Source organism: Salinisphaera sp. LB1, assembly GCF_003177035.1.
GTDB lineage: Bacteria > Pseudomonadota > Gammaproteobacteria > Nevskiales > Salinisphaeraceae > Salinisphaera.
Genome location: NZ_CP029488.1, coordinates 3,292,501 through 3,317,465, shown reverse-complemented (window position 1 = coordinate 3,317,465; position 24,965 = coordinate 3,292,501). Strand labels below are relative to the sequence as shown.

The following is a 24,965-nucleotide window of genomic DNA, read 5'->3' as shown; positions in this document are numbered from 1 at the left end:
ACCTCGCCGTGGAATGCCTGCTGACATTGCGGGGCGATAGCCACGGCGTATCAAACCCGTGACACTGACGTTTGAGCGATATGGCAGCACAGATCGAACCGCGCGTCCCACGCTGAGGCGGGCGGCCGGTACAGCAATTATCATACCCCGGCCATGCCCTTGCCCACATGACCCGGCATCCGAGTCTGGGCGCTAGCAAGCCACGCTAAACCGAACCAGCCACGGCCGCTTCGGTTGATTCTGCGGCCATCGGCGCCATCTCTTGAGCGTTATCTTTCACGACTCGGTGGTTTTCCGAGCCGAACCAATGGAGCATTCCATGGCGAACACAGAACAATCGATCAAACCCGTACTCGTCGTGATGACCAGTCATGGCACCAAGGGCGAGTCGGGCGATCCGACCGGTTTCTTCCTAGGCGAGGTGACCCACCCCGTGTCGGTGCTCGAGGCGGCGGATATCCCCGTGGCCTTCGCCTCGATTCAGGGCGGCGAGCCGCCGGTCGACGGCTTCGACCTCGACGACGAGACCAACCGGCGCTACTGGGACAATCCCATGTTTCGGGCGGCGATCCGCAGTACGCAAAAGCTGGCGGACGTGAATCCGTCCGACTATTCGGCGATTTTCTTCGCCGGTGGCCACGGCGCGATGTGGGATTTTCCGGGCAACCCGGCGGTCAACGACAAGACCCGCGCGATCTATGAGGCGGGCGGCGTCGTCGGCGCGGTCTGCCACGGGCCGGCGGCCCTGGTGGACGTGACGCTCGGCGATGGTCGCCATCTAGTTGCGGGCCGGCGCGTGAGCGCATTCACCGACGCCGAGGAAAAAGCGGTCGGGCTGGAGAACGTGGTCCCGTTCCTGTTGGCCAGCCGGCTGGTCGAGCGCGGCGCGACGCATGAGCCGGCCGACGACTGGGCGACGCAGGTGGTCGTCGACGGTCGACTGGTCACCGGGCAGAACCCTCAGTCTGCCACCGGCGTGGGCGAGGCCCTGCGGGATCTGCTGACGGCTGGTCGATAGCCCGTTGCGACGGCTACGCTGGCGATTCGCCGGCGCGGCCGTTATTCGGTGCGCCGTTTCGCCGCGCGGCTGGCGCGGCGAAACGTCATCGCCGATGGCGCGATCGTTTCATGTATTGCCGGCCAATAACTCTCTGATATCGCGGTCGATCTTTTCCGGCTTGTCGGTGGGCGCATAGCGCTCGCGCACATCGCCGTCGCGATCGACCAAAAACTTGGTGAAATTCCATTTGATCCGCCGGCCGAGCAAGCCCCGTCGCTCGGCTTTGAGGTGCCGATACAAAGGATGCGCGTTGGAGCCGTTGACATCGATCTTGGCGAATAGCGGAAACGTGATGTCGTAGCGCGTGGCGCAGAAATTCCGGATTTCGGACTCACCCCCCGGCTCCTGCTGCCCGAACTGGTTGCAGGGGAAACCGAGTACCGCGAGACCGTCGTCCGCGTAGCGCCGGTAGAGTGCCTCCAGGCCCGCGTACTGCGGGGTGAAGCCGCATTCGCTGGCGACATTGACGATCAGCATGATGCAGCCACGGTAGGTATCGAGCTGAATACGCCGACCGTCGATGGTGGCAACTTGGATGTCGTAAATGGACATGACTGATTCTCGCGCCGAATGAGACAGACCGCCCGGGCCTCCACGGCTCGAAGCCCAGATAAAATCCCGCTTACCGCACCGATTGGCCCCGCTGACTCACCACCGTAGCATTGCCGGCCGAGGGATCCACGCCGGGCCAAGCCAACGCTCCAGCTTATACGAATGCGGGCCGCGCGGCGCGCAAAAATGCCGCGCCGATGGATGACATCGTGGACCACCTCAGCAGTCGTGCGCGCGCCTGCGCAGCCCCGTTCATCGAAAATCCGCGCCGACAATCTTCACCGGAGCGGCGCCGCGGGTTAAACTTGATGCGCGCCGAGCAATGGTCCGCGTTCGAAGATATCGTTCCGGGGGATGGATTTGACCGTTTGCAGAGTACCCGCTGCTCGCGGCCCGGAGCGATTTATCGCGCCGTTCGTCGTGGCTACATCGCACCCCATTTACTGGCTCTGGCACACACGGCACGGCTCGCTTTGTCATGCCGTTTAGCCGCTCGGGGTGTGAAGCTGGCGTGATGAACTATTCCGATCTGCTGCTGGATGCCTTATGCATCGTGGACGCGCAGGGATGCATCGTATCGGCGAGCCCGGCATGTGAGCGGATCTTCGGCTATACCCCGGCGGAGCTGGCGGGGCGCCAGGTACTGGATCTGGTGATTCCCGAGGACCGCGAGCGCACCCGGGATATCGCCGAGCGCATCATGAACGGGGCCCTCCAGCCCCATTTCGAAAACCGCTACCGGCGCAAGGACGGCAGCATCGCGCATATCATGTGGTCGGCGCGCTGGTCGGAAGCGGACCAGGTACGCGTGGGGCTGGCGCGTGACATCACCGAGCTCAAGCAGGCCGAATCGCGCCAGACCGCGATTTACGCGATTTCGGAGGCAGCGCATGCCGCGGGTGATCTGACCGACCTGTTACGTCGCATACACGCGATCATCGACGCACTGCTCGGCACGCCCAACTTTCTCGTCGCCCTGTATGACGCCGAAGATGACAGCGTGACCTTGCCGTATCATGTCGACGAGCCCGAATCAGCACCGCCGATCGGGCCACTGGCGCCCGATTCGCTGATCGCGGAAGTGATTCGCAGCGGCAGGGAGTTGCTGGTCACCCCGGAGTTGCGGGCCGAGCTGCCGGCGCACCTTCAGGCCGCCGCCGAGATCGAGGCGCGTTACTGGTTGGGCGTGCCGCTGGTGGCAAGCCAGGGGGCCATCGGCGTGCTCGTGATCAAGAGCCATGGCGACACCAGTATCTACGGCGACGCCGAACGGGAATTGCTGCAGTTCGTCTCGACGCAGATCGCGAGCGCCATCGAACGTAAACAGATGCTGGACCGCATACAACGCATGGCGCAATACGATCCGCTCACCGGCCTGGTCAGCCGCGGATTCTTCCATGAGCGCTTCAAGGCATTGCTCGGTGCGGCCTGCAATGCCGGTCGAAACATGGCACTGCTGTATCTCGACCTCGATCGTTTCAAGCCCATCAACGATATTCACGGCCATGGCGCGGGCGACCGCGTTCTCCGTCTGGCTGCCAAACGTCTGCTGCGCTGCGTGCGCGAATCGGATATTGTCGCCCGCTACGGCGGGGACGAGTTTGTGGTGCTGCTGCGCGGGAGCGACCACGTCAACCAGGCCGAGATCGTGGCGGACGCCATTCGCCGCGTGCTCAGCCAGCCGTTCTTCCTGGGCGGCAAGCGGGTGACGCTCGGTGTCAGCATCGGGATCGCCATTTACCCGCAGCACGGCCCGAACGAGCAGTCGCTATTGAATCACGCCGATGCCGCGATGTACCGCGACAAGCAGGCGCGCTGAGCCGCACGCGAGCTCACCTTGAGGCCGACCATGCGCGTCGACCGAGCCTGGGCCCGTGTTCCCCAGATGCGTCCATCAACGGCGCCGCCGTTGCCTGCCTGCCATTGGCATCCAGGTCGCCACAACGCCGTCACGTGCGTTGCGGCAGGCGCGCAGCCCTTCTGATATATCCGGCCAGACATCCGGGCACAACACTGGATATCGCAGGCCGAAACGTGGCACGGCATCTTCGCGGATTTAAATGTAACTACCATATATCTGCCCTGTTTTCAGGTTGTTGCGTCTTTTTTTTGTTACATTGCGCCCACACATGGCTGAGATAATCGCGAAAATCGATAATCGACTTCTACTCGGGTGAAAATGAACCGCGACCAGTCCTTGGCGCAGGCCGCCTGCGCGGACGCCGATACGACGAGTCAGCCCACCGCCGCCACGAACGCGAGCGGGCCACCATCCGAACCGATACTGTATCTACATATCGGCCTGCCCAAGGCGGCCAGTTCGTATCTGCACGGCCACGTCTTCCCCCACCTCATGCCCGGGCAGTATTTGATGCCCGGGGCGCAAAACGCCAGGCTCCCGGCCTATCGCTATCGCCGCAACCGCTACGGGGTTCGCCGGTTCTCCGATGCGTTTCAAAAACACCCCGGGTTCTGGCGCGACCACGGCGACGCCTTTCTGCAGCAATTCCTGTCGCCCTTTCTCAGGCAGGGGCGAGCGCAACGATCGGTGCTGATCTCCGAGGAAGCGATCACGCGGCTCAATCATTTCGGCATCCGCGCCATGCCGGATGCGTTCGAACGCGGGCGATTGCGCGACAATCTCGCGGCATTCGACCACCGGGCGCGCCAACTGGGATTCGCGCGCGTTCGCATCCTGCTGATGATCCGGCGCCAGGATCTGCTACTGGCCTCCAGCTATGTGCAGTTGTCCCGCAAGATCATCGGCGCCTCGCAACAAGACTTCGAACGTCGGGTTGCGCGTCTGCTCTCCGGCCCACCAGCCGGCGCGGATAACACGTTCTACCCAATGGAGTATGCAACGCTGCACGAATGCCTGACCCGCGTCCTGCCAGCGGAGGACGTGTGCTTCCTGCCGATCGAGAGTATGGCGAGCGCCTTTGACGAATTCGCCCACACGGTTCGGCGCTTTCTGAATGCGCCCGCGATCGACACGCAACTCAACCGGCGTCCTTCCAATACCCGCTCGATGGGGCGCGACCGTTGGGCGCTACGGCCACTGCTGGCATTCAAGTCGCGGCGCGGCAGGTTCGAAATCACCATCCCACCCAGGCTGACCGGGCGCGGTTCCGCTATTGAACTGCGTGCCGACACCGCCGAAACCATCCGGCGACACTATGCCGAGGGCAATCGCCGAATCGCCGACGCCCTCGCCCTGGATCTGGGCGCCTACGGCTACTACTGAGGTCCCATCGCCCTCGCCCGGTGGCGACGACCGGGCAACGCAGTGACATCTGCCGGCATGTGGCGCGGTCCTTGTCACCGCCGCGGGGCGGTCGCGCAAGGGCCAAAAACGCCCAGTGACGATTATCCGGCCAGCGGGTCAGGCGGTCCCTGCGGGCTATCCGGTGCCGGGTTGAGTCGCGCCGGGAAGACGTCGATGCGGGGCGTCGCTTATGATCGAACCTGACGGCCATCGCGCACTGCATTCGTGATACCGCGCACAAAGCGCCGTGAAGGGAGCGAGTTCGTGAGTACAGAGCATTCTCCGGCCCGACAGACCGTACCGCCGGTCGCGGCGATCCCCAAGAAAGAGTACAAGCACACGCTGCGCCGCCTGCAGATTGAACTGGTGAAGTTGCAACGCCACTTCATTCGCTACCATGAGAAGATTCTGGTTATCTTCGAGGGCCGCGATGCGGCGGGTAAGGACGGCACCATCAAGCGCATCGTCCAGCATCTGAGCCCGCGGGAGACGCGCGTTGTCGCGCTGGGGCGCCCGTCGGAGGCCGATCGCAGCGCCTGGTATTTTCAGCGTTACGTGGCGCATTTGCCGATAGCCGAAGAATTCGTTCTGTTCAACCGCAGCTGGTACAACCGGGCGGGTGTCGAGAGAGTGATGGGGTTCTGCGACGACGCGCAGTACGAGGAATTCATGGCCACGGTCGTCGATTTCGAGCACATGCTGGTCCGCTCGGGCATCAAACTGTTCAAATACTATCTCGACATCAGCCAGGCCGAGCAGACTGAACGCCTGGACGAGCGTCGCAAGGACCCGCTCAAACAGTGGAAGATCAGCCCGATCGACGCCGAGGCGGTCCGGCAATGGGACGCCTATAGCCAGGCGCGCAATGAAATGTTCGCGCGCACCCATGCGCCGCTGGCGCCGTGGACCGTGGTGCGGGCCGACCGCAAGCGGGTGACGCGCCTCAATGTAATCAAGGATCTGCTGCTGCGGCTGGACTACGACGGCAAGGACGAAAGCCTGGTTCTGCCCAACCCCGATGTGGTGTTCACCTACGATGAAGCGTGCCTGAAAAACGGCATGATCGCGGCCTGATGCCCCGCATGCGAGCCGCCATCGATCTCCAAACCCGCCGTGTCACGAACTGAGCACGCCCCGGTGTGCGAGGCACCGGCGCGCCAGCGGCAGCGCTATCGCCAACCCCGGCCTGGATGTCGACCCGAAACCCGTCCCGGCGGCCCGGGCCGGCCGGTGGTCCGCCACAGGACCCCATGACAACGCTCGCCATACTGCTGGTCGCCGGCATCGCCGTGGTACTCGCGTTCGATTTCACCAACGGCTTCAACGATGCCGCCAACATGGTCGCGACCCTGGTGGCATCGCGGGCGATGACGCCGCTGCAGGCCGTTATCCTGGTGGGCCTGTTTACATTCGCCGGCCCGATCGTCGCCGGCACCGCGGTGGCGGATACGATCGGCGGGTTCGTCGACCTCGGCGGCCTGCCGCGCTCGCTCGGTGTCCTCGTGGTCGTCTGCGGCGTCCTGGGGGCGGTGGTGTGGAACGTCATCATCTGGTGGTGGGCGATGCCGTCGTCATCCACCCACGCGCTGGTCGGGAGTCTGGTCGGTGCGGTTTGGGTCAGCACCGGCGCCGGCGCGGTCAACTGGGGCATGGACGCATTGGCACACGGGCAGATGATGGGGGTGACCAAGGTCTTGTTGTCCCTGCTGCTGTCACCGCCGGCCGGTTTCCTCATCGGCTGGCTTGTTCATCGGCTGATGCGATTTCTGCTGCGGGCCGCACATCCCTCGGTCAATCGACGACTACGTCAGGGCCAATGGCTGACGGCCGCGGCGCTGGCTTTCTCGCATGGCGCCAACGACGCCCAGAAAGGCATGGGCATCATTACGTTGCTGCTGCTGCTGGCCGGCGTTTTGCCGGCGTTTCGGGTGCCGGTCTGGGTAATCGCGCTGAGCGCATCGTGCATGACCCTGGGCACGGTCCTTGGCGGCTGGCGAATCGTGCGCACCGTAGGTTTCGGCATCTACAAGCTGCGCCCCATCCACGGCCTGGACGCCCAGATGACGTCCTCCGCGGTGGTGTTCGGCGCGTCGTTGTTCGGCGGGCCGGTATCGACGACACACGTGGTGAATTCGTCGATCATGGGCATCGGCGCGTCTGAGCACGTGCGCCAGGTACACTGGCTCAAGGCACGCGAGATCGTGCTCACCTGGGTAATCACCCTGCCCGGCGCGGCGCTCGCCGGCGCCAGCGTATGCTGGCTGGCATTGACGGTTACACATTGAGCACAACGACGGACGATCATGGGCAATGATACGGAATCTCGGACCCGCCGTTGGTTGGGGCGCATTTTCCCGCGCACCCCGGATTTCTATGCCCGTCTGAATGCGCAATGCGACCTTGCCGTAGCCGCAACCGAAGTCTTCGTCACCTACATGCAAGGCGCCGATGAAGACGTCGCCCGGCGCGTGCTGGCCCTGGAAAAGCAAGGTGACACGCTCAAGGCCGACAATATGACCACCCTGCATCGCGCGTTTGCCACCCCCATCGATCGCGAGGATGTGTACCGCTCGATTGCCGCCATCGATGAGATCCTCAACTATGCCAAGGCAACGGTTCAGGAAATGCGCGTGCTCCAGCTCGAGCCGGACGAACACACTCGTGCCATGGCCGATCTGATGCACCGCGGTGCACTGGCGCTGCAGCAGGGCTTTGCCTGCCTTGCCGATGACCCGCTGACGGCCGAGCAGCATGCCGACGCGGCTCGAAAAACCGAGCGTGCCACAGAAAAAGTCTATCGCCGCGCTCTCGGTGAGTTGTTCGACGCCGAGCACTACCGAGCAACCCTGACACCGGAACAACAACGCAGCGCCGACGCGCTGGCGGTTCTGACCGGCGAGTTGAATGCGCGGGAAACATCGGCCGTCAGCTCGGCGGTCGGCTTCGTTCTGGAAATCCTCAAACGCCGCGAGGTGTATCGGCACATGTCCAACGGCGCAGACCGCGTGGCCCGAGCCGGCGAAGTGCTTCACGACATCGTGGCCAAGATCGCCTGAGCGCGCCGATCGACGCGTTTATCTCGTGGCGCCACATTGACTTGCGGCTACACTGAAGGGCCCAGTCAACTCAAGGCGACAGCATGGCGCTCTCCCCCTTTCATCTGGCGATACCGGTTCACGACCTGGCGGCCGCGCGCAATTTCTATGGCGAGACCTTCGGCCTGCGCGAGGGCCGGTCCAGCGATCAGTGGGTGGATTTCGACTTCTACGGCCACCAGCTCGTGATTCACGAGCACCCGAAGACGCCCGCCCAGGCACACGCCCATACCAATGCCGTCGACGGCCACGACGTGCCGGTGCCCCACTTCGGCATCGTGCTCGAATGGGCCGAATGGGAAGCGCTGGCCGAACGACTGCGCGCGCTCGGCACCGAGTTCGTGATCGAGCCGTATATCCGCTTCAAGGGCGAGCCCGGCGAACAGGCGACGATGTTCCTGTTCGACCCCTGCGGCAATGCGCTCGAATTCAAGGCATTCAAGGATCGCGGTCAGCTTTTCGCGACATAGACCGGCCCGGTGATCCAGGATCGACACGAGATGCCCGCGCGGCCCCGGCCCCGGCGTGTGCGCGCCCAGCGCGGCGATGCCACAACGCAGGAACGCCTCGCAGTCAGCGACTGAAAAAATCACGCGCCAGGTTGTGCACGATCTGATCGATACGCTGCAGGGCCGCTCGCGCAGCCTCTTGCTGCGCCGTCTCGTGCTCGAAGCGGGCCGATCGGACGCTGGGCGGCAACTGCTGTTTTCTGGCCGGTAGTTGTTGTTTTCCACCGACTCGGTCGGCCAACCTTTCGATAGGTCGCACCCGGAGCCAGCGCCACGGTGGTCGTGGTCCGGCTGGCGAAACGCAGGCGTGCCAGCCCCGGGGCGGACGTCACGAACCCGTCCCGATAAGCGGTCAACGTTCGTTGCGGCGCCCGTATCCTGCAAACCCTAGAAAGGGTCGATGGCATACCGAACGACACGGCCTCACAGCCCAGTCGCCGCGGTTTGGGCTACTCATTCGCCGATGCGACGTCGCAAGTCTGCATCTCCGGCAGGCCGCGACCGCATCCTTCGGGGCCGGGCCGCGGAATCCTGTCCTTGGACGCGGGGCGTCACCCTCAGGCGAGCGTTGGGTGCAGCAGCATCCAGCCGCCCTTGCCGAGCAGGATGATCGATAGCAGAAACAGCATGGTTTCGATCACCCGCCGATAACTGCTCTCGGAGAGCACGAGCGAGATCGCACGCCCGATACGGGTGCCAACGATGCCGGTCGCGGCCAGCGCCAGCGTGGTCTGCCAGTTCAGATCCTGGAGATTACCGATCTCCCAGTAGGCCGGCAGCTTGGCCAGGTTGCAGGCCGCGAACGCGATCGCGATGGTGCCGGCGAATTGCAGTTTCGGCAGCCGTTGCGGCAGGAGATAAGCCTGGGCAGGCGGACCACCGGAATGGGTAATGAAGCTGGTGATCCCGGTGATCGTGCCCCATAACACACCGGGCAACACGCGGGCTTCAGTCCGCTCGGCCACGCCGCGCCGGAGCCAGGTGCGCAAGCAATACCACAGACCGATCAGGCCGGTGACGATCAACAACAGACTTTCCGGCGTATACGGCGTGACCACGGTGGCCACGGCAACGCCGAGCAGCATGGCCGGAATCAGGATCACGAGATTCCGGCCCGAATACTCATGCCGGTAGAGCCACACCGCGACCCAGTCGGTCACGATGTACACGGGGAGCAATAGCGCCGCGGCATGGATCGGATTCATGAACAGCGACAGCATCGGCACCGAAATCGCCGCCGCCGAGGCCAGCCCGCCCTTGGACATGCCCACGACCAGAGCCGCGATCAGCAACAGAACCGTCTGTTCCATGGTCTTTCCTTTCCGAGCACAACACACCGCGCGAGTCGCGCATTGTGCCCGGAAAGACTTGCTTCGGGCGACGGGACTGAACGGGCGGCCGGTCGATTCCGGCGGTGGCTCCACCGGCCCGTTGCGCAAGTATCACGATGCGGCGGCCTGGATCTCGGCGACAGTATCCGAATCGGCGGTGGCGAGCCGTTTGCGGCCGTCCTTGAAGTGCGCGATGAATGTGACCTGTTTTCCCTGGGTGCGCAGAGACCGGCCAGCACGCCGCGCGCACCGGACAGGACGCCACCTGCGGCCCTTGGCGGAAGGTACTGCTCCATTTGCGGACGTTACGCGTTTCGGGTCGGGCGCCTTGCGGGCAATCCCGGTGTTTGCGCCGCACGGTCACGGCTAACCAAACGAAACCATGAGATGCTCGCCGAGAATATCGGTGATCGGCCGATCGACCCGGAATACAGCATGCGGCGTTCCCGCGGCTGCCCAGAGAATGTCGTGTTTCAGTAAATCATGGTCGACGAATACCACGCAGGGTTCGCGGTGGCCGATCGGCGCGACGCCGCCGATCGAAAACCCGGTGCGCTGTTTGACAAATTTCGCGTCCGGTTTGTCGATGCGCTCGCCGAGAGCCTCCGCGATGGTGGATTCGTCGACGCGGTTGGTCCCGCTGGCCAGTACCACCACGGGCGCATCCGAGCCGATGGCCCGGAACACCATCGACTTGACGATCTGAGCCTGATCGCAGTCAAGCGCGGCGGCCGCATCCGCGGCGCTACGCGTGGACGCCGGCAGTTCGATCACTTCCAGCGGCAGTTGCTGCTGTTCGAGATAACGCTGGAATTTCCGGGCACTCCTGCTCAACTCAGCCATGCGGATCACCTCACGAAGCCGGGGCCAACATCCGCGCTCGCCCAGCGTTCGTCAAAAAGCGGGACGAGCGCGGGCGGCACGGAAACCGGTAGACCCGGCCGGCTATGACATCGCCTGGGCCTGCTGGACCCGGTGTGCCATTTCCCGGGCCGCGTCCTCGGCCGACATATTCTTATCGTTGTAGAACTTGGCGATTACGTCGAAGATCGCGCCCTTGACCGCGCCTTTCTCCGCCATATCCTGCGAGAACGTGGGCACCAGCGCGTTGTTCTTCTCGGCCGCCTTGAAATCCTTCTTCGCCTTGTGGGCACAGGCGTCAAATCCCTTGAGCGAGACATCCTGGCGTACCGGGATCGACCCCTTGGCCTTGTTGAACTTGCGTTGGAACTTCGGCGAAAGCGCCGTACGGGCGAAGGCGTACTGTGCGTTCTGGTCGGAATTGGAATGCGCAAACATTTCGAAGCTGTCGGACTGATAGCTGTAACCGGTATGCGCGCCGGGGAAGGCGATACAGGCGATTTCCTTGCCGGGAGTGGCGTTCGCGTTGGTGATTTCACCCTTGGCCCAGTCGCCCATGATCTGCATCCCGGCCTTGCCCTGTACCACTTCGCCGGTGTCATGATTCCAGGACAGTCCCTGCGCATTCGGATCGCTGTACTGCTGGATTGTGCGCAGATGTTTGAACGACTTGATCATGTCGTCGCCCGACAATGCGCTCGTATCGAGGTCAACGAAGGCCTTGCGATAGAAATCCGGCCCGCCGGCCGCCAACGCGATCGCGTCGAGTTCGGTCGCGACCTGCCAGGTGTTGCCGCCGCCGGCTATCGGCGTGATGCCCGCCTGCTTGATCTTCTTGAGCGCGGCCACCAACGAATCCCAATCGGTGGGCATCGCGGCACCGGCCTTGGCGAGTACGGCCTTGTTGATCCACAGCCAGTTGGTGCGGTGAATATTGAACGGCACGGCGACGTAATGGCCGTCGCACTTCATGTATTTCGATACCGCCGTGGGCAGCACCTGATCCCAGTGGCTCTTCTCGGCGAGCGCATCGATGCTCATGGTGAGCCCGGTGCTGCACCATTGCTGGATTTCCGGGCCCTTGATCTGTGCCGCCCCGGGTACGTTGTGCGACTGGATGCGCGATTTGAGCACGGTACGGGCGTTCGATCCACCGCCGCCGGACACGGCATCGTTGACCATCTTGTAGCCCTGGTCCGCGAGCATCTGCTGCAGGATGTGCATCGACTTGGCCTCGGAGCCCGAGGTCCACCAGTTGAGCACGCTGACCTTGCCCTTGGTCGGCGCTGCCGTCGCCGTGCTCGCCATCATCGTGGTCGCGGTCAGGCACAGGGTAAAAGCCGCCGCCGCGCGCAGGATTTGCCGGTGTTTCATCATCTCCTCCTGGCGACACTGGCCCCACGAGCCGTGTCTTTATTTTTATTGCGCTTTGAGGGTGCAGACACACCCGTATTCCGCCTGCCGAATTTAAAACAATGCTTTGCCGGTAGGTCGGATTAGCGCGCAGCGCGTAATCCGACGCTCGATCGGCGGGCTCTGTGGCTCGGCGGTCGGGTTACGGTGCGAGCACCTATATCACCGACAGTTAATTTGTCTGCACCCTTTTTATCTAGGGCCTGTTGCCGTTTCGTGCGAGCGCCGCGTTGGAGACCACAAATCGTGTCCGGCAAGGCGCGAGTCGCCGGTCGTGGCGTGCCACGATCAAGACTTGCAACGCCGCCGGGCGCGATTTGCGGCCCAACCCTTCGGGACAAGCGCTGTGTTGCGGCAATCCAGTGTTGTAGCACGCTTGTGCAGAGTGACTGCACGGCGCGCACTACGCCTCGTCTTGCCGCAACACAGCGCTTGGCGCGGACTCGCACGAAACGGCAACAGGCGCTAGTACGCCAAAATGCCCGAACATCCGGTTAACCGTCAGATAAATACCGGCCTGACGCAACGAAACAAAGGTCGCATACGTGGCGCGCCCCATTCTTCGCGCGCCGACTATTCCGGTCCGTGCCGGCCGAGTATTCGTCAACACGATCCCCCCTCCCTTCAACGGCTGATGGGCCGCAATGTGCCGACGCCTTTCGTCCGACCGCCCCGGCACTGCCAATCGCCGTTCGCGATCCGATTTCGATAACGAGCATGACCGATCGTAGCCATAAGCGACGGTGTAGGCATTGACAGACAATTCGGTCTGTCTATTATGGACTCATGCACTCACCACGACACACTGCGGTCGTCCGCGACGGCATCCTCGATACCGCCACGCGGCTGTTCGCCGCCCAAGGCTATCGGGCCACGGGGATCAACCAGATCATCCGGGAGGCGGGCGTTGCCAAGGCCAGTTTCTATCATCATTTTCCGTCCAAGCAGGCGCTTGGCGAAGCCTTTGTACAACGTCGCCATGAGCGCTGGTTCGCCGTGGTCGAGCAACGTCTGGCGGCGCAGGCCAATCCGCGCGACCAGTTACTGGCGCTGTTCTCGCTCTGGGACGATCAGATACGGGCCGAAGGATTTCGCGGCTGCATGTTTGTCAACATGGCTGCCGAGTTTCCGGACCCCGCATCACCGATACGCGAGCAGATCAAGGCGCACAAAGAAGCGGTTCGCGCTTTGATCGCGCGATTGCTCGCGGCACACGACGCTGTCCAGGGCGAGGCCAAACCATCGCCCGCTGCCGCTGACACCATTTATCTGCTCTACGACGGTGCGATCGTCGAGAGCCAGAACTTTCAGGCCGTCTGGCCGATCGAGTCGGCCAGGCGCGCCGTTGCGCATCTGTTGTCCGCGAGGGCCGCAGCGTGATGAGACCCAACCGGCCAACCGCCTTCGGTCTTGCCGATCCGGCTTCGTCTTTTCACGTGGTGGGCGCCGGGCTATTGATCGTGGCGGCAACCTACGGTTTGGCCCGCTATACCTACGGTCTGTTCGTGCCGGCGATCCAGGCAGAGTTCCATCTTTCAACGGCGATGGTCGGCCTGTTGGGCAGCGCCTCCTATGCGGGCTATCTGGTCGCAACCCTGTTGGGCTCGACGCTGTCCGGCACACTGGGGCCCCGAGGGCCAATCATCGCCGGCGGGCTCGCCGCGGCCTGCGGGATGACACTGATCGGTCTGGCGTCGTCGGTGCCTTGGCTGGCGGCCGGTATCGTACTCGCGGGCACCAGTCCAGGGCTTGCGTATCCTCCCCTGTCGGATGCCGTGGTGCAGTTGCGAACGCCTGAACGTCAAGGCCGGACTTACGCGCTGATCAATTCCGGTACCAGTTACGGCGTGATGGTTTCCGCGCCCGTCGCGCTCTGGGCGGGCCAGCAATGGCAGCTCGCCTGGCTCGCCTTCGCCGCTATCGCGGCCGTTGCGACGCTATGGAATAGTCGGATCATGCCCACAGCGGCGCCCCGTGGTAACCCACGGGCCGCGCAACCGCTGCGCTGGCAATGGCTCGTACAGCCTCGCGCGATCCCGCTGTATGGCGGCGCGCTGTTGTTCGGCGTGACATCGGCCGTGTATTGGACGTTTGCAGTCGATCACATCGCAGGACGGGGCAACTTACCCGGGGGAAGCGCCCAGCTGTTCTGGATACTGGTCGGCCTGGCCGGTGTCGCCGGTGGCGGCGCCGGCGACGGTGTCGCTCGGTTTGGCCTGCGGGCCACGTTTCGAGCCGCGTTGCTCGCCAACGCCGCTGCCTGTGTCTTGTTGGGGCTTCTTGCCAGTCAGTGGTGGGCATTGCTGCTTTCGGCCGTGCTTTTTGGCAGCACATTCATCTTGATCACCGGCCTGTTCGGGATCTGGAGCGTCCATGTGTTTCAGGAGCGGCCGTCCGCCGGATTTGGCACCACCTTCTTTCTGATATCCGCGGGCCAGCTCATCAGCCCGGCCATCGCAGGTTACGCGGCCGACCATCTTGGTCTCGGCTTGGTTTTCGATCTCGCCGGCATCGGCACGCTCGCCGTGATCGCTTGTTTGCCGAGTGCGGATATATGGCGGATGTCAGATGCCAAAGACCGCAATCCGCCCGACAACTGACGCGGATCAGACGTGGCGTTTTCCGTAATTTAAACCGGCGGGGTTCGCCTGAACTCATCCGTTGCGCCGACAGCCAGGTTCTGACGATCCTGAAGCCGGCCGGGTCCGGTACGCCCGTACCGCAATTCTGCCGTGAGCACGGCGCGGGCTCTACAACGTTCTACATGGGGCGCGGGGCCATGTGCATCGCCGCGGCCGCGGTATGCCTGGGCCAACTCCCGCGAGAACGCCGACGGGCGGCGGCGCCCTGCTCGCATTGACGCCGACCGGTCTCGGTGCGCTGGCGTCGCGAGCCCGGCCGCTTGTGTTCAAGACATAATCTGGCTGACGTCGCGTACCGCGCCTTTCGAGGCGTTGGTCGCCAGAGCCGCATAGGCCTTGAGCGCCGGAGAAACCTTGCGCAGACGGTTGCTGGGTTTCCAGGCGCCCGCGCCTTGTTCTTCCATCGCCTGACGCCGCGCCGCCAGTGTGGTGTCGTCGACCTGGAGTTCAATCGTACGATTGGGGATGTCGATGACGATGGCATCGCCGGTCTCGACCAGACCGATCAACCCGCCTTCGGCGGCCTCCGGTGAGACATGGCCGATCGACAGGCCCGAAGTACCCCCGGAAAAACGGCCGTCGGTAATCAGCGCGCAAGCCTTGCCGAGCCCCCTGGATTTGAGATAGCTCGTCGGATACAGCATTTCCTGCATGCCGGGGCCGCCCTTCGGGCCTTCGTAGCGAATGACGACGACCTCGCCCGCGGCGACTTCGTTGCACAGAATGCCGGCCACAGCGGCATCCTGGCTTTCATAGACGCGGGCCGCACCGGTGAAGCTGAGGATCGAGTCATCCACGCCCGCGGTCTTGACGATACAACCTTCGGGGGCGAGATTTCCGAACAGCACGGCGAGCCCGCCGTCGGCGGAAAACGGGTGATCGGCCGAGCGGATGACGCCGGTCTCGCGGTCGGTGTCCAGCGTTTGCCAGCGGGCCGACTGGCTGAATGCGGTCTGGCTGGGGATACCGCCGGGGCCGGCGCGATACAGATTGCGCACCGCCTCGTCTTCGGTGCGCATGATGTCCCAGTGCGCGAGGGCTGCGCCCAGGCTCGAAGAATGGATGGTCGGCCGCGACGTATCCAACAGGCCGGCGCGGTCGAGCTCGCCGAGAATGGCCATGATGCTGCCGGCACGGTGCACGTCTTCCATGTGCACGTCGGCCTTGGCGGGAGCCACCTTGCACAGGCACGGCACGCGCCGCGAGAGCGCGTCGATCTCGGCGATGGAGAAAGCCACTTCGCCTTCCCGGGCCGCGGCCAGCAGGTGCAGCACGGTGTTGGTCGACCCGCCCATGGCGATATCCAGGCTCATGGCGTTCTCGAACGCGGCACGTGTGGCGATGCCTCGGGGCAAGGCGCTTTCGTCGTCGTTTTCGTAATAACGGCGCGCCAGATCGACGATGGTCCGACCGGCATTGCGGAACAACGCCTCGCGGTCGCTGTGGGTGGCCAGAACCGAGCCGTTCCCGGGCAGCGCCAGGCCGAGCGCCTCGGTCAGACAGTTCATGGAGTTGGCGGTGAACATGCCCGAGCAGGAGCCGCACGTGGGGCAGGCGGAGCGCTCGATGGTCGCGACGTCCTCGTCGCTGTAGCTGTCGTCGGCCGCGACCACCATGGCATCGACCAGGTCGAAGGAACGGCTGCTCCCCTTGATGACGGCCTTGCCCGCTTCCATCGGCCCGCCGGAGACGAATACCGTGGGGATGTTCAGCCGCATGGCGGCCATGAGCATGCCGGGGGTGATCTTGTCGCAATTGGAAATGCACACCAGCGCATCGGCACAGTGCGCGTTGACCATGTATTCCACGCTGTCCGCGATCAATTCACGCGACGGCAACGAATACAGCATGCCGTTGTGGCCCATGGCGATGCCGTCGTCCACCGCGATGGTATTGAATTCCTTGGCCACGCCGCCGGCTTCGGCGATTTCTCCGGCAACCAGTTGACCCAGATCTTTCAGATGGACATGACCCGGCACGAACTGGGTAAAGCTGTTGGCGATGGCGATGATCGGCTTGCCGAAATCGGAATCGCCCATGCCGGTGGCGCGCCAGAGGGCGCGGGCACCGGCCATGTTGCGGCCGTGGGTACTGGTTCGGGATCGATAGGCAGGCATGGGTCTTGTCTCCAGTTCATCGCACTCAGCCATGCTATTTCCCGCCGTACGGTTTTTGAAATATATTATTTATGCCTTATTAAGTCGCACAGGATATGACAGATGGATTTGCGACGGCTCAGGCATTTCCTGGCGGTTGCCGAGACGCTCCATTTCGGCAAGGCGGCCGAGCGGCTGCATATGACCCAGCCGCCGCTCAGCCAGTCGATCCGTGCGCTCGAACGCGAACTCGGCGCTGCGCTGTTCATGCGCACCAAACGGTCCGTGGCGCTGACCCCTTTCGGCGAGGCATGGCTGGAGCCCGTGCGCGCCGCGCTGGCGGCGGTGGATGCCCTGCCGGAAACGGCACGGCGCATCCGGCGCGGCGAAACGGGGCGCTTGAACCTTGCGTTCGTCAGCACCGCCGATTACAGCCTGTTGCCGACTCTGGTCCAGCGCTTCCGCACGCTCTACCCCAACGTCGACCTGGCGCTGACCGAAGCCACCAGCGATGTGCAGATCACGGCTCTGCTGAGCGGCGAGATCCACGCCGGAATACTCATTCCACCCGCGCATGCCGCACTGCCCGTCAAGCTGGCTTATCGCCGGCTCATGTCGGAACCGTTGATGGCGGCCGTGCCGGAACAATGGATCGCCAACGGGCGGCTGACGCTGACCCGGGGACAGCTTTCGCCGGATGCCGTGGTCACGTCGCCGTTGATCGTGTTTCCGCGTCAGGTCGCGCCGTCGTTCTACGACCTGGTGACGAACTATTATCTGGAGTGCGGCGGCCAGGCCGATATTGTCCAGCACGCGATTCAGATGCAGACCATCATCAGCCTCGTCTCCGCCGGCCTGGGTATCGCGCTGGTGCCGGAGTCGCTGCGTCATCTGGCCCGCACCGGTATTCGTTATGTGCCGCTTGCCTGCCATCCGCCACAACTGGACACTGGCGTTGCCTGGCGGCGCGATGATCCAAGCGCCACACTCGCCAACCTGCTCCAGGTATTGGATCGAGCCGACAACACCAGCGACTGAATCCGCCCTTACCGCTTGCCCGGCCCGGCATGCGGTCGCGGTCAACCAAGCTGGCGTGCAGGCCAGCCGGGGCCCGATCGATCGCGGGCGCAACGTGGCCGGATTTCAACCATTCGGCGGGCGCGGTTTCGGTACGGTCGGCTGCTATGACCGGAGCCCGCACGGCCTCAAACGGGCGCGTGCCGGCGTTGCGGCGACTGTCATCCGGCGCGCGCGGGTGCTCGATGTCGCCGCCCTCACCACGCGCATTGACGCGGCCTGTCATTGCGCTTAATGTGCACATGTGTACACAAACATGACACGAAACCCTTGAATCCGATCGTCAAGCGGATGCTCGGCAGTTCGCTGGCCCGGGCGCTGGCCCATCCGTCCTCGGTGGACGACTACCTGGCGCTGATCGACGATCGTTTATCGCTGGCCGAGCCGCGCGGACGCGTCGTGCATGCTGTGCGTCAGACGCCCGACAGCGTCACGCTTGCGATCGAGCCGAACAGCAATTGGCGTGGCCATCACGCCGGTCAGCACGTATTGGTCGGCCTGACGCTGGACGGCGCTCGTCACAGCCGCTGTTTTTCTATCGCGAGCGCTCCAGACGAACCGTTGATCGAAATCACCGTCAAGCGAAACGGTGCCGGCCGCGTCAGCAATTATCTGGTGGACCAGGCGCAACGCGGCCAGTTGCTGTATCTGAGCCCGGCCGAAGGTGATTTCTGTCCGCGGTCGCAGGCGCCGGCCAAGGCGCTGTTGTTGAGTGCCGGCAGCGGCATCACGCCGGTGATGAGTGTGCTGCGGACGTGGCTGTCACACGGCGCGTCTACCGACATTGTCTTTCTGCATTACGCTCGCGCGCCGGTCGACATGATCTATGCGGACGAACTCGAGGCATTGGCGGCCGAGCACGCGCGGCTGCAGTCGATTACCGTATTTACCGGTGCCGGCGGTGCGCGACTCGATGCCGCCGCGCTGGATGCCCAGGTGCCGGATCTGGCCGAGCGCGAGACCTGGCTCTGCGGGCCGGCCGGTTTCATGGATACCGCCGAAACGCTGATCGCCGCACGTTCGAGCGCGCCGTTGCATCGTGAGCAGTTCGCGGCCAGCCGACGGGCCAGCGCCCACGGTCAGGGGGCAGTGCAATTCCTGAAAAGCGACATCGCGGCATCGGGCGAACACGGCTCACTGCTCGAAATCGCCGAAGACGCAGGCTTGTCGCCGCCGTATGGCTGCCGAATGGGCATATGCCACGCTTGTAAATGTCATATCGCCGAGGGCACGGTGCGGGATCTGCGCACCGATCGGGTCCGGCAGGTGCGCGACACCGATCTCCAGCTTTGTATCCACGCCGCCGCAGGCGACGTAGCGATCGATTTCTGATCCGCCAATATTTCTTCTCACATTTTCACCACGGAACGCCCGGCGCGTTCGGGGACACTTTGTCATGAGCAAGCCCACCCATCTGAGCGAGGCCGATCTGACCGCGTTCGGTCAAGCGCTAGACCAGATTCGCGATGACGTCATGAGCGATCTCGGCGAGCGCGACGCGCGCTACATCCTTCGCGTGCTACGAACCCAGCGTGCCAGCGAGGTCGCGGGCCGCGCGCTGCTGTTCGCCGGCCTGTTGCCGCCGGCCTGGCTGGCGGGGACCTCGTTGCTGGCGCTGTCGAAAATCCTCGAGAACATGGAGATCGGGCACAACGTCATGCACGGACAGTGGGACTGGATGAACGATCCGGCCCTCGATTCGGCCACCTACGAATGGGACAACACCTGCCCATCGGCACAGTGGAAGCACTCACACAACTATGTGCACCATACGTTCACCAATATCGTCGATCTGGATCGCGATCTCGGCTACACCCTGTTGCGCGTGAGCGAAGATCAGGCGTGGGAGCCACGATTCCTGGCCCAGCCCGGCATCGCGCTGTTGCTGGCGGCGTTCTTCCAGTGGGGCGTGGCACTACACGACCTGGAGTTCGAGCGTCTGGGCCGCGACAAGAGCTGGAAGGACATGCGCGCCCAGGCCGGCCAGATCCTGGCCAAGGTGCGCGGCCAGTTGCTCAAGGACTACCTGCTGTTCCCGACTCTGGCGGGCCCGCTGTTCGCACCGGTGCTGGCAGGTAATCTCTCGGCTAATTTCACACGCAATATCTGGTCGTTTCTGATCATCTTCTGCGGGCATTTCACCGACGAAGTCGAGATGTACGACCGGGCCGAAGCCACCGACGAGAGCCGTGGACAATGGTATCTGCGACAATTGCTGGGATCGTCCAACCTGACGGGCTCGGTGCCGTTTCATGTGCTGTCCGGCCATTTGAGCTATCAGATCGAGCATCATCTGTTTCCCGATATGCCCTCGCATCGCTATCGCGAGATCGCCCCGCGGGTCCAGGCGCTCTGCGCAGAGTACGGCATCAACTACAACACGGGCTCGCTGGCACGCCAGGCCGGTGGTGTGGCGCGACGCATTCTGCGCATGTCGTTGCCCGGACGTCGCCGCCGACGCGTGACAAACACAGCCGCCGACTTCGCCGAAGCGGCCTGATGCAATAACACGAGCGATGGCCGGACAAGCCCGCGTCTACTGTGCGCTGGCAGGAACAGCCCGACCGGCTTCGGCTGATGTGCTGTAACGTAAGTTTCCGCCCCGCAGCCCGCGTGATGTTGCGCCAAGCGGAACCGGGCAACGCGCTGTAACCCGAGGTGCGGCGACTGGGCGCCACGCCGCATGGCCGCCACTGCCGCCCGATCATGGCGCGAGATGACGCAGATCAACATGCGGCGGGCGCAATGGCGCGCATCCTGTACTCCTGTCGGCGTGTTTGCCGATTACAGACCCGGAGTCGCCCGCCATGAGCCAGATGAAAGCCGCCGTATTTGTCGAACCCGGCCGTATCGTACTCGAAGACAAGCCGATCCCCGACATTGGCCCGCTCGATGCGTTGATACGCATCACGACGACCACCATATGCGGCACCGACGTACATATTCTCAAGGGTGAATACCCGGTCGCCCGCGGACTGACGATCGGCCATGAACCGGTGGGCGTGATTGAGAAGCTCGGGGCCCAGGTGACCGGCTATACCGAGGGCCAGCGCGTCATCGCCGGTGCAATCACGCCCGACGGTACGAGCTATGCCTCGTTGGATGGCTGTCATTCGCAATGCGGCTGCGGCGCGCCGCATGGCTGGAAAACGATGGGCGGCTGGCGTTTCGGCAATACCATCGACGGCTGCCAGGCCGAATACGTCCGCGTACCGGATGCCATGGCGAACCTGGCGCCGATTCCCGACGACCTCACCGGCGAGCAGGTCTTGATGTGCCCGGACATCATGTCGACCGGCTTTTCCGGTGCGGAAAGCGGCAAGATTCGCATCGGCGATACCGTGGCGATATTCGCCCAGGGCCCGATCGGGCTTTGCGCCACCGCGGGCGCACGTCTGCAGGGCGCTGCGCGAATCATCGTGGTGGACACGGTGCCGGAACGGCTGGCCGTCGCCCGACGCCTCGGCGCCGACACGGTGATCGACTTCAACAAGGACGATCCAGTCGAGACCATCCGCTCGCTGACCGATGGCCGGGGCGTGGACGTGGCCATCGAAGCGCTGGGCACACAGAACACCTTCGAGTCCGCCCTCAGCGTGCTTCGCCCCGGCGGTACGTTGTCCAGCCTAGGCGTGTATTCCCAGGATCTGACCATTCCTCTGAGCGCATTCAGTGCCGGTCTGGGCGATAACCGCATCGTGACCACGCTCTGCCCCGGCGGCAAGGAACGCATGCGCCGCCTGCTCAACGTGGTGGCGTCGGGACGCGTCGACCTGGCGCCGTTGGTCACACATCGCTACAAGCTGGATGACATCGAGGCAGCCTACGACCTCTTCTCGCATCAGCAGGATGGCGTACTCAAGATCGCCATCACCCCTTAGCGCCTATCCCGATCGGGCGGCGTGGGCTGCGGCACTCGCCCGGGCCGGGGTCGAAACCACGCGCCGGGCGCCTGTTTGCAGTGCACGCCCGGCGCGCCGTCGTGACGGGACGGCGCAAGCGACTCGCCGCGACCGCCGACAGTTCCCGGGCCAGGCGACGGGCAGAACGGGCGACTGCGGTCCGGAGATGTGCCCGAATCGACCACGACGTCGCGACCCGCTGATATCTTGTACGTGATTCATTCAGCACGTTAGATACAAACACGGGAACAGGACATGAGTCAGGCACAGGCAGCGCAGGGTGCGCCCGCGGCCACCCATTACCGCTGGGTGGTGGTTGCACTTCTTTTCGCCATCATCATCATCAATTATATCGATCGCTCGGCGATCTCCTATGCGATCGGACCAATGGCGAAGGAACTCGGCATTGGCGATTCACAGCGCGGTCTGGTGCTCGGGGCATTCGGCATCGGTTATGCGTTGACCACCTTCCTTGGCGGCATACTGGTCGATCGCTTCGGCCCGCGCATCGTTCTCGCAGTCTCGGTCGCTCTTTGGGTCGTGTCGATCGGCGGCACCGGCCTGGTCCAGGGCTTCACGCTGGCCTTGGTCGCTCGGGCAGCACTGGGTTTGGCCGAGGGCCCGATGTTTCCCGGCATGACCGGGGCCATCAGCCGCTGGTTGTCGCCGCGCGAACGCGGCCGGGCGATGGGTTCCTCGCTGACCGCCGTCCCGGTCTCGCTGGCCATCGGCGCACCGGTGGTCTCCAGCCTGATCGCGTGGCTGGGCTGGCGCGGTATGTTCTTTGTACTGGGTGTGGTCAGCTTTATCTGGCTGCCATTGTGGTGGCTACTGTTCCGCGACCGGCCGGAACAATCCGGCTTCGTCAACGAAGCCGAGTTGAAAGAGGTACGCCGCCTAGGCGAGCACAGCGATTCGACGGCCGACGAGAACGACGACGCCGCGCCCGCCGAGGCCAATGGTGCCACCTCGACCTCCTGGCGCCGCCTGATGACCAATCCGACCTTGCTGGCGAACTACTGGGCTTTTTTCGTGTTCGGTTATTTTCTGTTTTTCTTCATGACCTGGCTGCCCGGTTACCTGGAAAAGGTCTTTCACCTGAGTGTATCGGCCGTCGGCTGGTTTTCGGTCGTGCCGTGGGCCGCGGCCGCAGTGGTGCTATTCAGCCTCGGGCATTTCTCCGACCGGCTGCTTAAACGCAGCCGCCGCCTCCGGCCGGCCCGGAGTTATCTGATCGCCGGAACGCAAGCGATTGCGGCGGTCGCCATCCTGCCGGTCGCGTTTTCGTCCAGCCTGACGCTGTCACTGATTCTGATCACCATCGCGCTGGCGGCTTCGATGGGCGCCAACTCCGCCTACTACGCCGTGAATGTCGATATCGCGCCCGATCGCTCGGCGACCGCGCTCGGCATCATGGATTTCGGCTTCGCGATCGCCGGCTTCCTCGCGCCTGCCATCACCGGGTGGGTGGTCGGCAGCCAGGGCAGTTTCGCCGATGCATTCTTCCTGTTGACCGCATTGGCGGTATCGTCGGTCATCCTGACGCTGCTATTCCACCGGCCGGATACGCACGCCATCGGTCACCCTTACGCGGCCGATCGCAAGCGCTGATTCGCCCCGCACCCGGGCGCCCGAACGGGCACGGCCGCCAGCCTGGCCGTGCCCGTTGCAGGCCGGCGTATCCGGGCTTTAACGGCAGGCCCGAACCCACCCTCGCAAGACGCGCGGACCCAATATGGCAAAGGATGATTCTGTATACACGCTCTATGGCACGGCGTTTTCACTCTATACCGGCAAGGCGCGCGCTTATCTGCGATACAAGGGGCTCGCGTACCGCGAGCGCCTGTCAACATTACGGGTGTACAAGCGAATCATCGTGCCGAAGACCGGTGTGGCCTTCATACCAGTGGTCGAAACGCCGGAGGGCCAATTCATTCAGGATACGACCGCCATCATCGATACCATCGAGGCCCGCGAACCGGCACGCTCGGTATACCCGCCGACCGCGAAACAGCGTTTGACCGCGCTGCTGCTCGAACTATACGCCGACGAATGGCTATTGATCCCGGCCATGCACTATCGCTGGAATTATCCCCGCCAGAACCGGAAATTCCTGCTGGCCGAGTTCGGCCGCGTTGCCCTGCCTTGGGCGCCGGCCTTTCTCCGCCGCCTGATCGCCCGCCGCCATGCCGACCGGTTCGCCGCGATGCTGCCCACGCTCGGCATCCATCCCGAAACCGTGCCGGCGATCGAGCGCAGCTATGAAGCATTGCTGGATGACCTGGAAACCCACTTCTCCGCGCACCGCTATGCATTGGGAGACCGCGCCTCTCTCGCCGATTTCGGCCTGATCGCGCCGCTCTACGCCCATTTGTACCGGGACCCGGCACCGGGCCGGCTCATGCGCCAGCGGGCGCCCTCGGTCGCTCGCTGGGTGGAGCGCATGTTCGACTTCAACCCACCCTGCGGCACCTGGATGCAAGGCGACGCGATTCCGGAAACGCTCTTGCCCATCCTGCGCCGGCAATTCGCCGAACAGTTTCCCGTGCTTCGGGATACCGTGGCCGCAGTGGCCTCGTGGACGCAGGCCCATCCCGGGGAACGACTGCCACGGCAAATCGGCAGCCATCGTTTCAGGCTGAATGGAACTGAAGGCGAGCGCGCCCTCATGCCCTATCCGCAATGGATGCTGCAACGGGCCATCGATTTCTATGCCTCATTGGCGCCTGCCGAGCGCGCATCGGTCGACGACCTGCTGCGTGAAACCGGCGGCCTCGAAGCGCTGTCGATGGACATCCCGACCCGATTGCGTCGCGAGAATAATCGCCTCGTGGCGGCGCCCGGCCCGAGTCAGACGGCGACCAGTCGCTGACAACGTACCCGGGCATCCCATCAGAATCGTCGTAGTGGAAGCATCAGTCTGTTTCTTGGCCGTTGATCATGTACGACACTTAGCTGACTGAGTAAGAAGGGCATTTTATCCGCAAATGTACGCGAATGAGCGCAAATAAAAGAAATACTTCGGGCGCCAAATAATGTAACCGCTCAGCCCCCGATGGTCGGGCGCTACCGCAGCGGCCGCTCGGTATATTCGAGCATGCCGGGGATCACCAGATCCTCTTCGTCAGTCAGATGCTGGGCGAGTAATGCGAGTAATCGATC

The 24,965-nt window shown here is 63.7% G+C and carries 21 protein-coding genes and 1 pseudogene (1 of these 22 running past the window's edge); 16 read left to right on the top strand and 6 right to left on the bottom strand.

Translation table 11 applies throughout. From position 1 onward, the window contains the following. Positions 1–319: 319 nt before the first annotated feature. Entirely contained in the window at positions 320–1,018 is a 699-nt protein-coding gene (locus SALB1_RS14865; protein WP_109995475.1) for a type 1 glutamine amidotransferase domain-containing protein, read from the top strand. A 108-nt stretch (positions 1,019–1,126) separates the two neighbouring features. On the opposite strand, the gene SALB1_RS14860 is transcribed toward SALB1_RS14865, so the two are convergent. Then, positions 1,127–1,612, bottom strand: a complete 486-nt coding sequence (locus SALB1_RS14860) for a glutathione peroxidase (RefSeq protein WP_109994553.1) — start codon at positions 1,610–1,612, stop codon at positions 1,127–1,129. Positions 1,613–2,126: 514 nt separating this feature from the next. On the opposite strand from SALB1_RS14860, the gene SALB1_RS14855 reads away from it, so the two are divergent. From SALB1_RS14855 to SALB1_RS14830, 6 genes are all read left to right on the top strand, one after another. Beyond that, the gene (locus SALB1_RS14855; protein ID WP_199678821.1) at positions 2,127–3,431 is read left to right on the top strand and encodes a GGDEF domain-containing protein; all 1,305 of its coding nucleotides are present in this window, start codon (positions 2,127–2,129) and stop codon (positions 3,429–3,431) included. 360 nt (positions 3,432–3,791) lie between these two features. After that, positions 3,792–4,856, top strand: coding sequence for a hypothetical protein (locus tag SALB1_RS14850; RefSeq protein ID WP_109994551.1), 1,065 nt, complete (start codon positions 3,792–3,794; stop codon positions 4,854–4,856). 285 nt (positions 4,857–5,141) lie between these two features. After that, positions 5,142–5,951: a polyphosphate kinase 2 gene (gene ppk2 / locus SALB1_RS14845; protein ID WP_109995474.1), complete on the top strand. Its 810-nt coding sequence runs from the start codon at positions 5,142–5,144 to the stop codon at positions 5,949–5,951. A gap of 176 nt (positions 5,952–6,127) precedes the next feature. After that, positions 6,128–7,162, top strand: coding sequence for an inorganic phosphate transporter (locus SALB1_RS14840; protein WP_109995473.1), 1,035 nt, complete (start codon positions 6,128–6,130; stop codon positions 7,160–7,162). 18 nt (positions 7,163–7,180) lie between these two features. Further along, positions 7,181–7,933, top strand: coding sequence for a DUF47 domain-containing protein (locus tag SALB1_RS14835; protein WP_109994550.1), 753 nt, complete (start codon positions 7,181–7,183; stop codon positions 7,931–7,933). A gap of 83 nt (positions 7,934–8,016) precedes the next feature. Then, complete coding sequence (locus SALB1_RS14830; protein ID WP_109994549.1) at positions 8,017–8,442, top strand: VOC family protein; 426 nt, start codon at positions 8,017–8,019, stop codon at positions 8,440–8,442. A 596-nt stretch (positions 8,443–9,038) separates the two neighbouring features. On the opposite strand, the gene SALB1_RS14825 is transcribed toward SALB1_RS14830, so the two are convergent. From SALB1_RS14825 to SALB1_RS14815, 3 genes are all read right to left on the bottom strand, one after another. Then, the gene (locus SALB1_RS14825; RefSeq protein WP_109994548.1) at positions 9,039–9,791 is read right to left on the bottom strand and encodes a sulfite exporter TauE/SafE family protein; all 753 of its coding nucleotides are present in this window, start codon (positions 9,789–9,791) and stop codon (positions 9,039–9,041) included. A 387-nt stretch (positions 9,792–10,178) separates the two neighbouring features. Continuing rightward, entirely contained in the window at positions 10,179–10,655 is a 477-nt protein-coding gene (locus tag SALB1_RS14820; RefSeq protein ID WP_109994547.1) for a YbaK/EbsC family protein, read from the bottom strand. A gap of 102 nt (positions 10,656–10,757) precedes the next feature. Further along, the gene (locus SALB1_RS14815; RefSeq protein WP_158590761.1) at positions 10,758–12,047 is read right to left on the bottom strand and encodes an ABC transporter substrate-binding protein; all 1,290 of its coding nucleotides are present in this window, start codon (positions 12,045–12,047) and stop codon (positions 10,758–10,760) included. A gap of 825 nt (positions 12,048–12,872) precedes the next feature. Here SALB1_RS14815 and SALB1_RS14810 point away from each other — a divergent pair. The 3 genes and pseudogenes from SALB1_RS14810 to SALB1_RS19995 form a co-directional block, all read left to right on the top strand. Then, positions 12,873–13,466 carry a TetR/AcrR family transcriptional regulator gene (locus SALB1_RS14810; protein WP_109994545.1) on the top strand — a complete coding sequence of 198 codons (594 nt, stop codon included), beginning with the start codon at positions 12,873–12,875 and terminating at the stop codon, positions 13,464–13,466. Beyond that, the gene (locus SALB1_RS14805) at positions 13,466–14,686 is read left to right on the top strand and encodes an MFS transporter (protein ID WP_109994544.1); all 1,221 of its coding nucleotides are present in this window, start codon (positions 13,466–13,468) and stop codon (positions 14,684–14,686) included. Before SALB1_RS14810 ends, SALB1_RS14805 begins: the two co-directional genes overlap by 1 nt. A 56-nt stretch (positions 14,687–14,742) precedes the next feature. After that, positions 14,743–14,859, top strand: a pseudogene (locus SALB1_RS19995) (IS3 family transposase); the annotation flags it as partial. Positions 14,860–14,994: 135 nt separating this feature from the next. Here SALB1_RS19995 and ilvD read toward each other — a convergent pair. Continuing rightward, positions 14,995–16,845 carry a dihydroxy-acid dehydratase gene (gene ilvD, locus SALB1_RS14800; protein WP_109994543.1) on the bottom strand — a complete coding sequence of 617 codons (1,851 nt, stop codon included), beginning with the start codon at positions 16,843–16,845 and terminating at the stop codon, positions 14,995–14,997. A gap of 102 nt (positions 16,846–16,947) precedes the next feature. Between ilvD and SALB1_RS14795 the strand changes: the two genes are divergently transcribed. The 6 genes from SALB1_RS14795 (at position 16,948) to SALB1_RS14765 (ending at position 24,675) form a co-directional block, all read left to right on the top strand. After that, the gene (locus SALB1_RS14795) at positions 16,948–17,862 is read left to right on the top strand and encodes a LysR family transcriptional regulator (protein WP_109994542.1); all 915 of its coding nucleotides are present in this window, start codon (positions 16,948–16,950) and stop codon (positions 17,860–17,862) included. A 309-nt stretch (positions 17,863–18,171) separates the two neighbouring features. Then, positions 18,172–19,233 (top strand): ferredoxin reductase, encoded by a 1,062-nt coding sequence (locus SALB1_RS14785; RefSeq protein WP_109995472.1) that lies wholly within the window; start codon positions 18,172–18,174, stop codon positions 19,231–19,233. A gap of 64 nt (positions 19,234–19,297) precedes the next feature. Continuing rightward, positions 19,298–20,401 carry an acyl-CoA desaturase gene (locus tag SALB1_RS14780; RefSeq protein ID WP_109994540.1) on the top strand — a complete coding sequence of 368 codons (1,104 nt, stop codon included), beginning with the start codon at positions 19,298–19,300 and terminating at the stop codon, positions 20,399–20,401. Between the two features lie 307 nt (positions 20,402–20,708). Further along, the gene (locus SALB1_RS14775; protein ID WP_109994539.1) at positions 20,709–21,782 is read left to right on the top strand and encodes an NAD(P)-dependent alcohol dehydrogenase; all 1,074 of its coding nucleotides are present in this window, start codon (positions 20,709–20,711) and stop codon (positions 21,780–21,782) included. 276 nt (positions 21,783–22,058) lie between these two features. After that, positions 22,059–23,414 (top strand): MFS transporter, encoded by a 1,356-nt coding sequence (locus SALB1_RS14770; protein ID WP_109994538.1) that lies wholly within the window; start codon positions 22,059–22,061, stop codon positions 23,412–23,414. A gap of 124 nt (positions 23,415–23,538) precedes the next feature. Next, positions 23,539–24,675, top strand: a complete 1,137-nt coding sequence (locus tag SALB1_RS14765; RefSeq protein WP_109994537.1) for a glutathione S-transferase family protein — start codon at positions 23,539–23,541, stop codon at positions 24,673–24,675. A gap of 194 nt (positions 24,676–24,869) precedes the next feature. Here SALB1_RS14765 and SALB1_RS14760 read toward each other — a convergent pair whose 3' ends face one another. Next, positions 24,870–24,965, bottom strand: partial view of a hemerythrin domain-containing protein gene (locus SALB1_RS14760; protein WP_109994536.1) — the final stretch only. The gene runs 492 nt beyond the window's last position; the window shows 96 of its 588 coding nt (coding positions 493–588); its start codon lies off the right edge, out of view; the stop codon is at positions 24,870–24,872.

Coding starts and splice junctions, on each gene's coding strand:
- SALB1_RS14865 (WP_109995475.1), top strand. CDS start 320: ATGGCGAACACAGAACAATCGATCAAACCCGTACTCGTCGTGATGACC.
- SALB1_RS14860 (WP_109994553.1), bottom strand. CDS start 1,612: ATGTCCATTTACGACATCCAAGTTGCCACCATCGACGGTCGGCGTATT.
- SALB1_RS14855 (WP_199678821.1), top strand. CDS start 2,127: ATGAACTATTCCGATCTGCTGCTGGATGCCTTATGCATCGTGGACGCG.
- SALB1_RS14850 (WP_109994551.1), top strand. CDS start 3,792: ATGAACCGCGACCAGTCCTTGGCGCAGGCCGCCTGCGCGGACGCCGAT.
- SALB1_RS14840 (WP_109995473.1), top strand. CDS start 6,128: ATGACAACGCTCGCCATACTGCTGGTCGCCGGCATCGCCGTGGTACTC.
- SALB1_RS14835 (WP_109994550.1), top strand. CDS start 7,181: ATGGGCAATGATACGGAATCTCGGACCCGCCGTTGGTTGGGGCGCATT.
- SALB1_RS14830 (WP_109994549.1), top strand. CDS start 8,017: ATGGCGCTCTCCCCCTTTCATCTGGCGATACCGGTTCACGACCTGGCG.
- SALB1_RS14825 (WP_109994548.1), bottom strand. CDS start 9,791: ATGGAACAGACGGTTCTGTTGCTGATCGCGGCTCTGGTCGTGGGCATG.
- SALB1_RS14820 (WP_109994547.1), bottom strand. CDS start 10,655: ATGGCTGAGTTGAGCAGGAGTGCCCGGAAATTCCAGCGTTATCTCGAA.
- SALB1_RS14815 (WP_158590761.1), bottom strand. CDS start 12,047: ATGAAACACCGGCAAATCCTGCGCGCGGCGGCGGCTTTTACCCTGTGC.
- SALB1_RS14810 (WP_109994545.1), top strand. CDS start 12,873: ATGCACTCACCACGACACACTGCGGTCGTCCGCGACGGCATCCTCGAT.
- SALB1_RS14805 (WP_109994544.1), top strand. CDS start 13,466: ATGAGACCCAACCGGCCAACCGCCTTCGGTCTTGCCGATCCGGCTTCG.
- ilvD (WP_109994543.1), bottom strand. CDS start 16,845: ATGCCTGCCTATCGATCCCGAACCAGTACCCACGGCCGCAACATGGCC.
- SALB1_RS14795 (WP_109994542.1), top strand. CDS start 16,948: ATGGATTTGCGACGGCTCAGGCATTTCCTGGCGGTTGCCGAGACGCTC.
- SALB1_RS14780 (WP_109994540.1), top strand. CDS start 19,298: ATGAGCAAGCCCACCCATCTGAGCGAGGCCGATCTGACCGCGTTCGGT.
- SALB1_RS14775 (WP_109994539.1), top strand. CDS start 20,709: ATGAGCCAGATGAAAGCCGCCGTATTTGTCGAACCCGGCCGTATCGTA.
- SALB1_RS14770 (WP_109994538.1), top strand. CDS start 22,059: ATGAGTCAGGCACAGGCAGCGCAGGGTGCGCCCGCGGCCACCCATTAC.
- SALB1_RS14765 (WP_109994537.1), top strand. CDS start 23,539: ATGGCAAAGGATGATTCTGTATACACGCTCTATGGCACGGCGTTTTCA.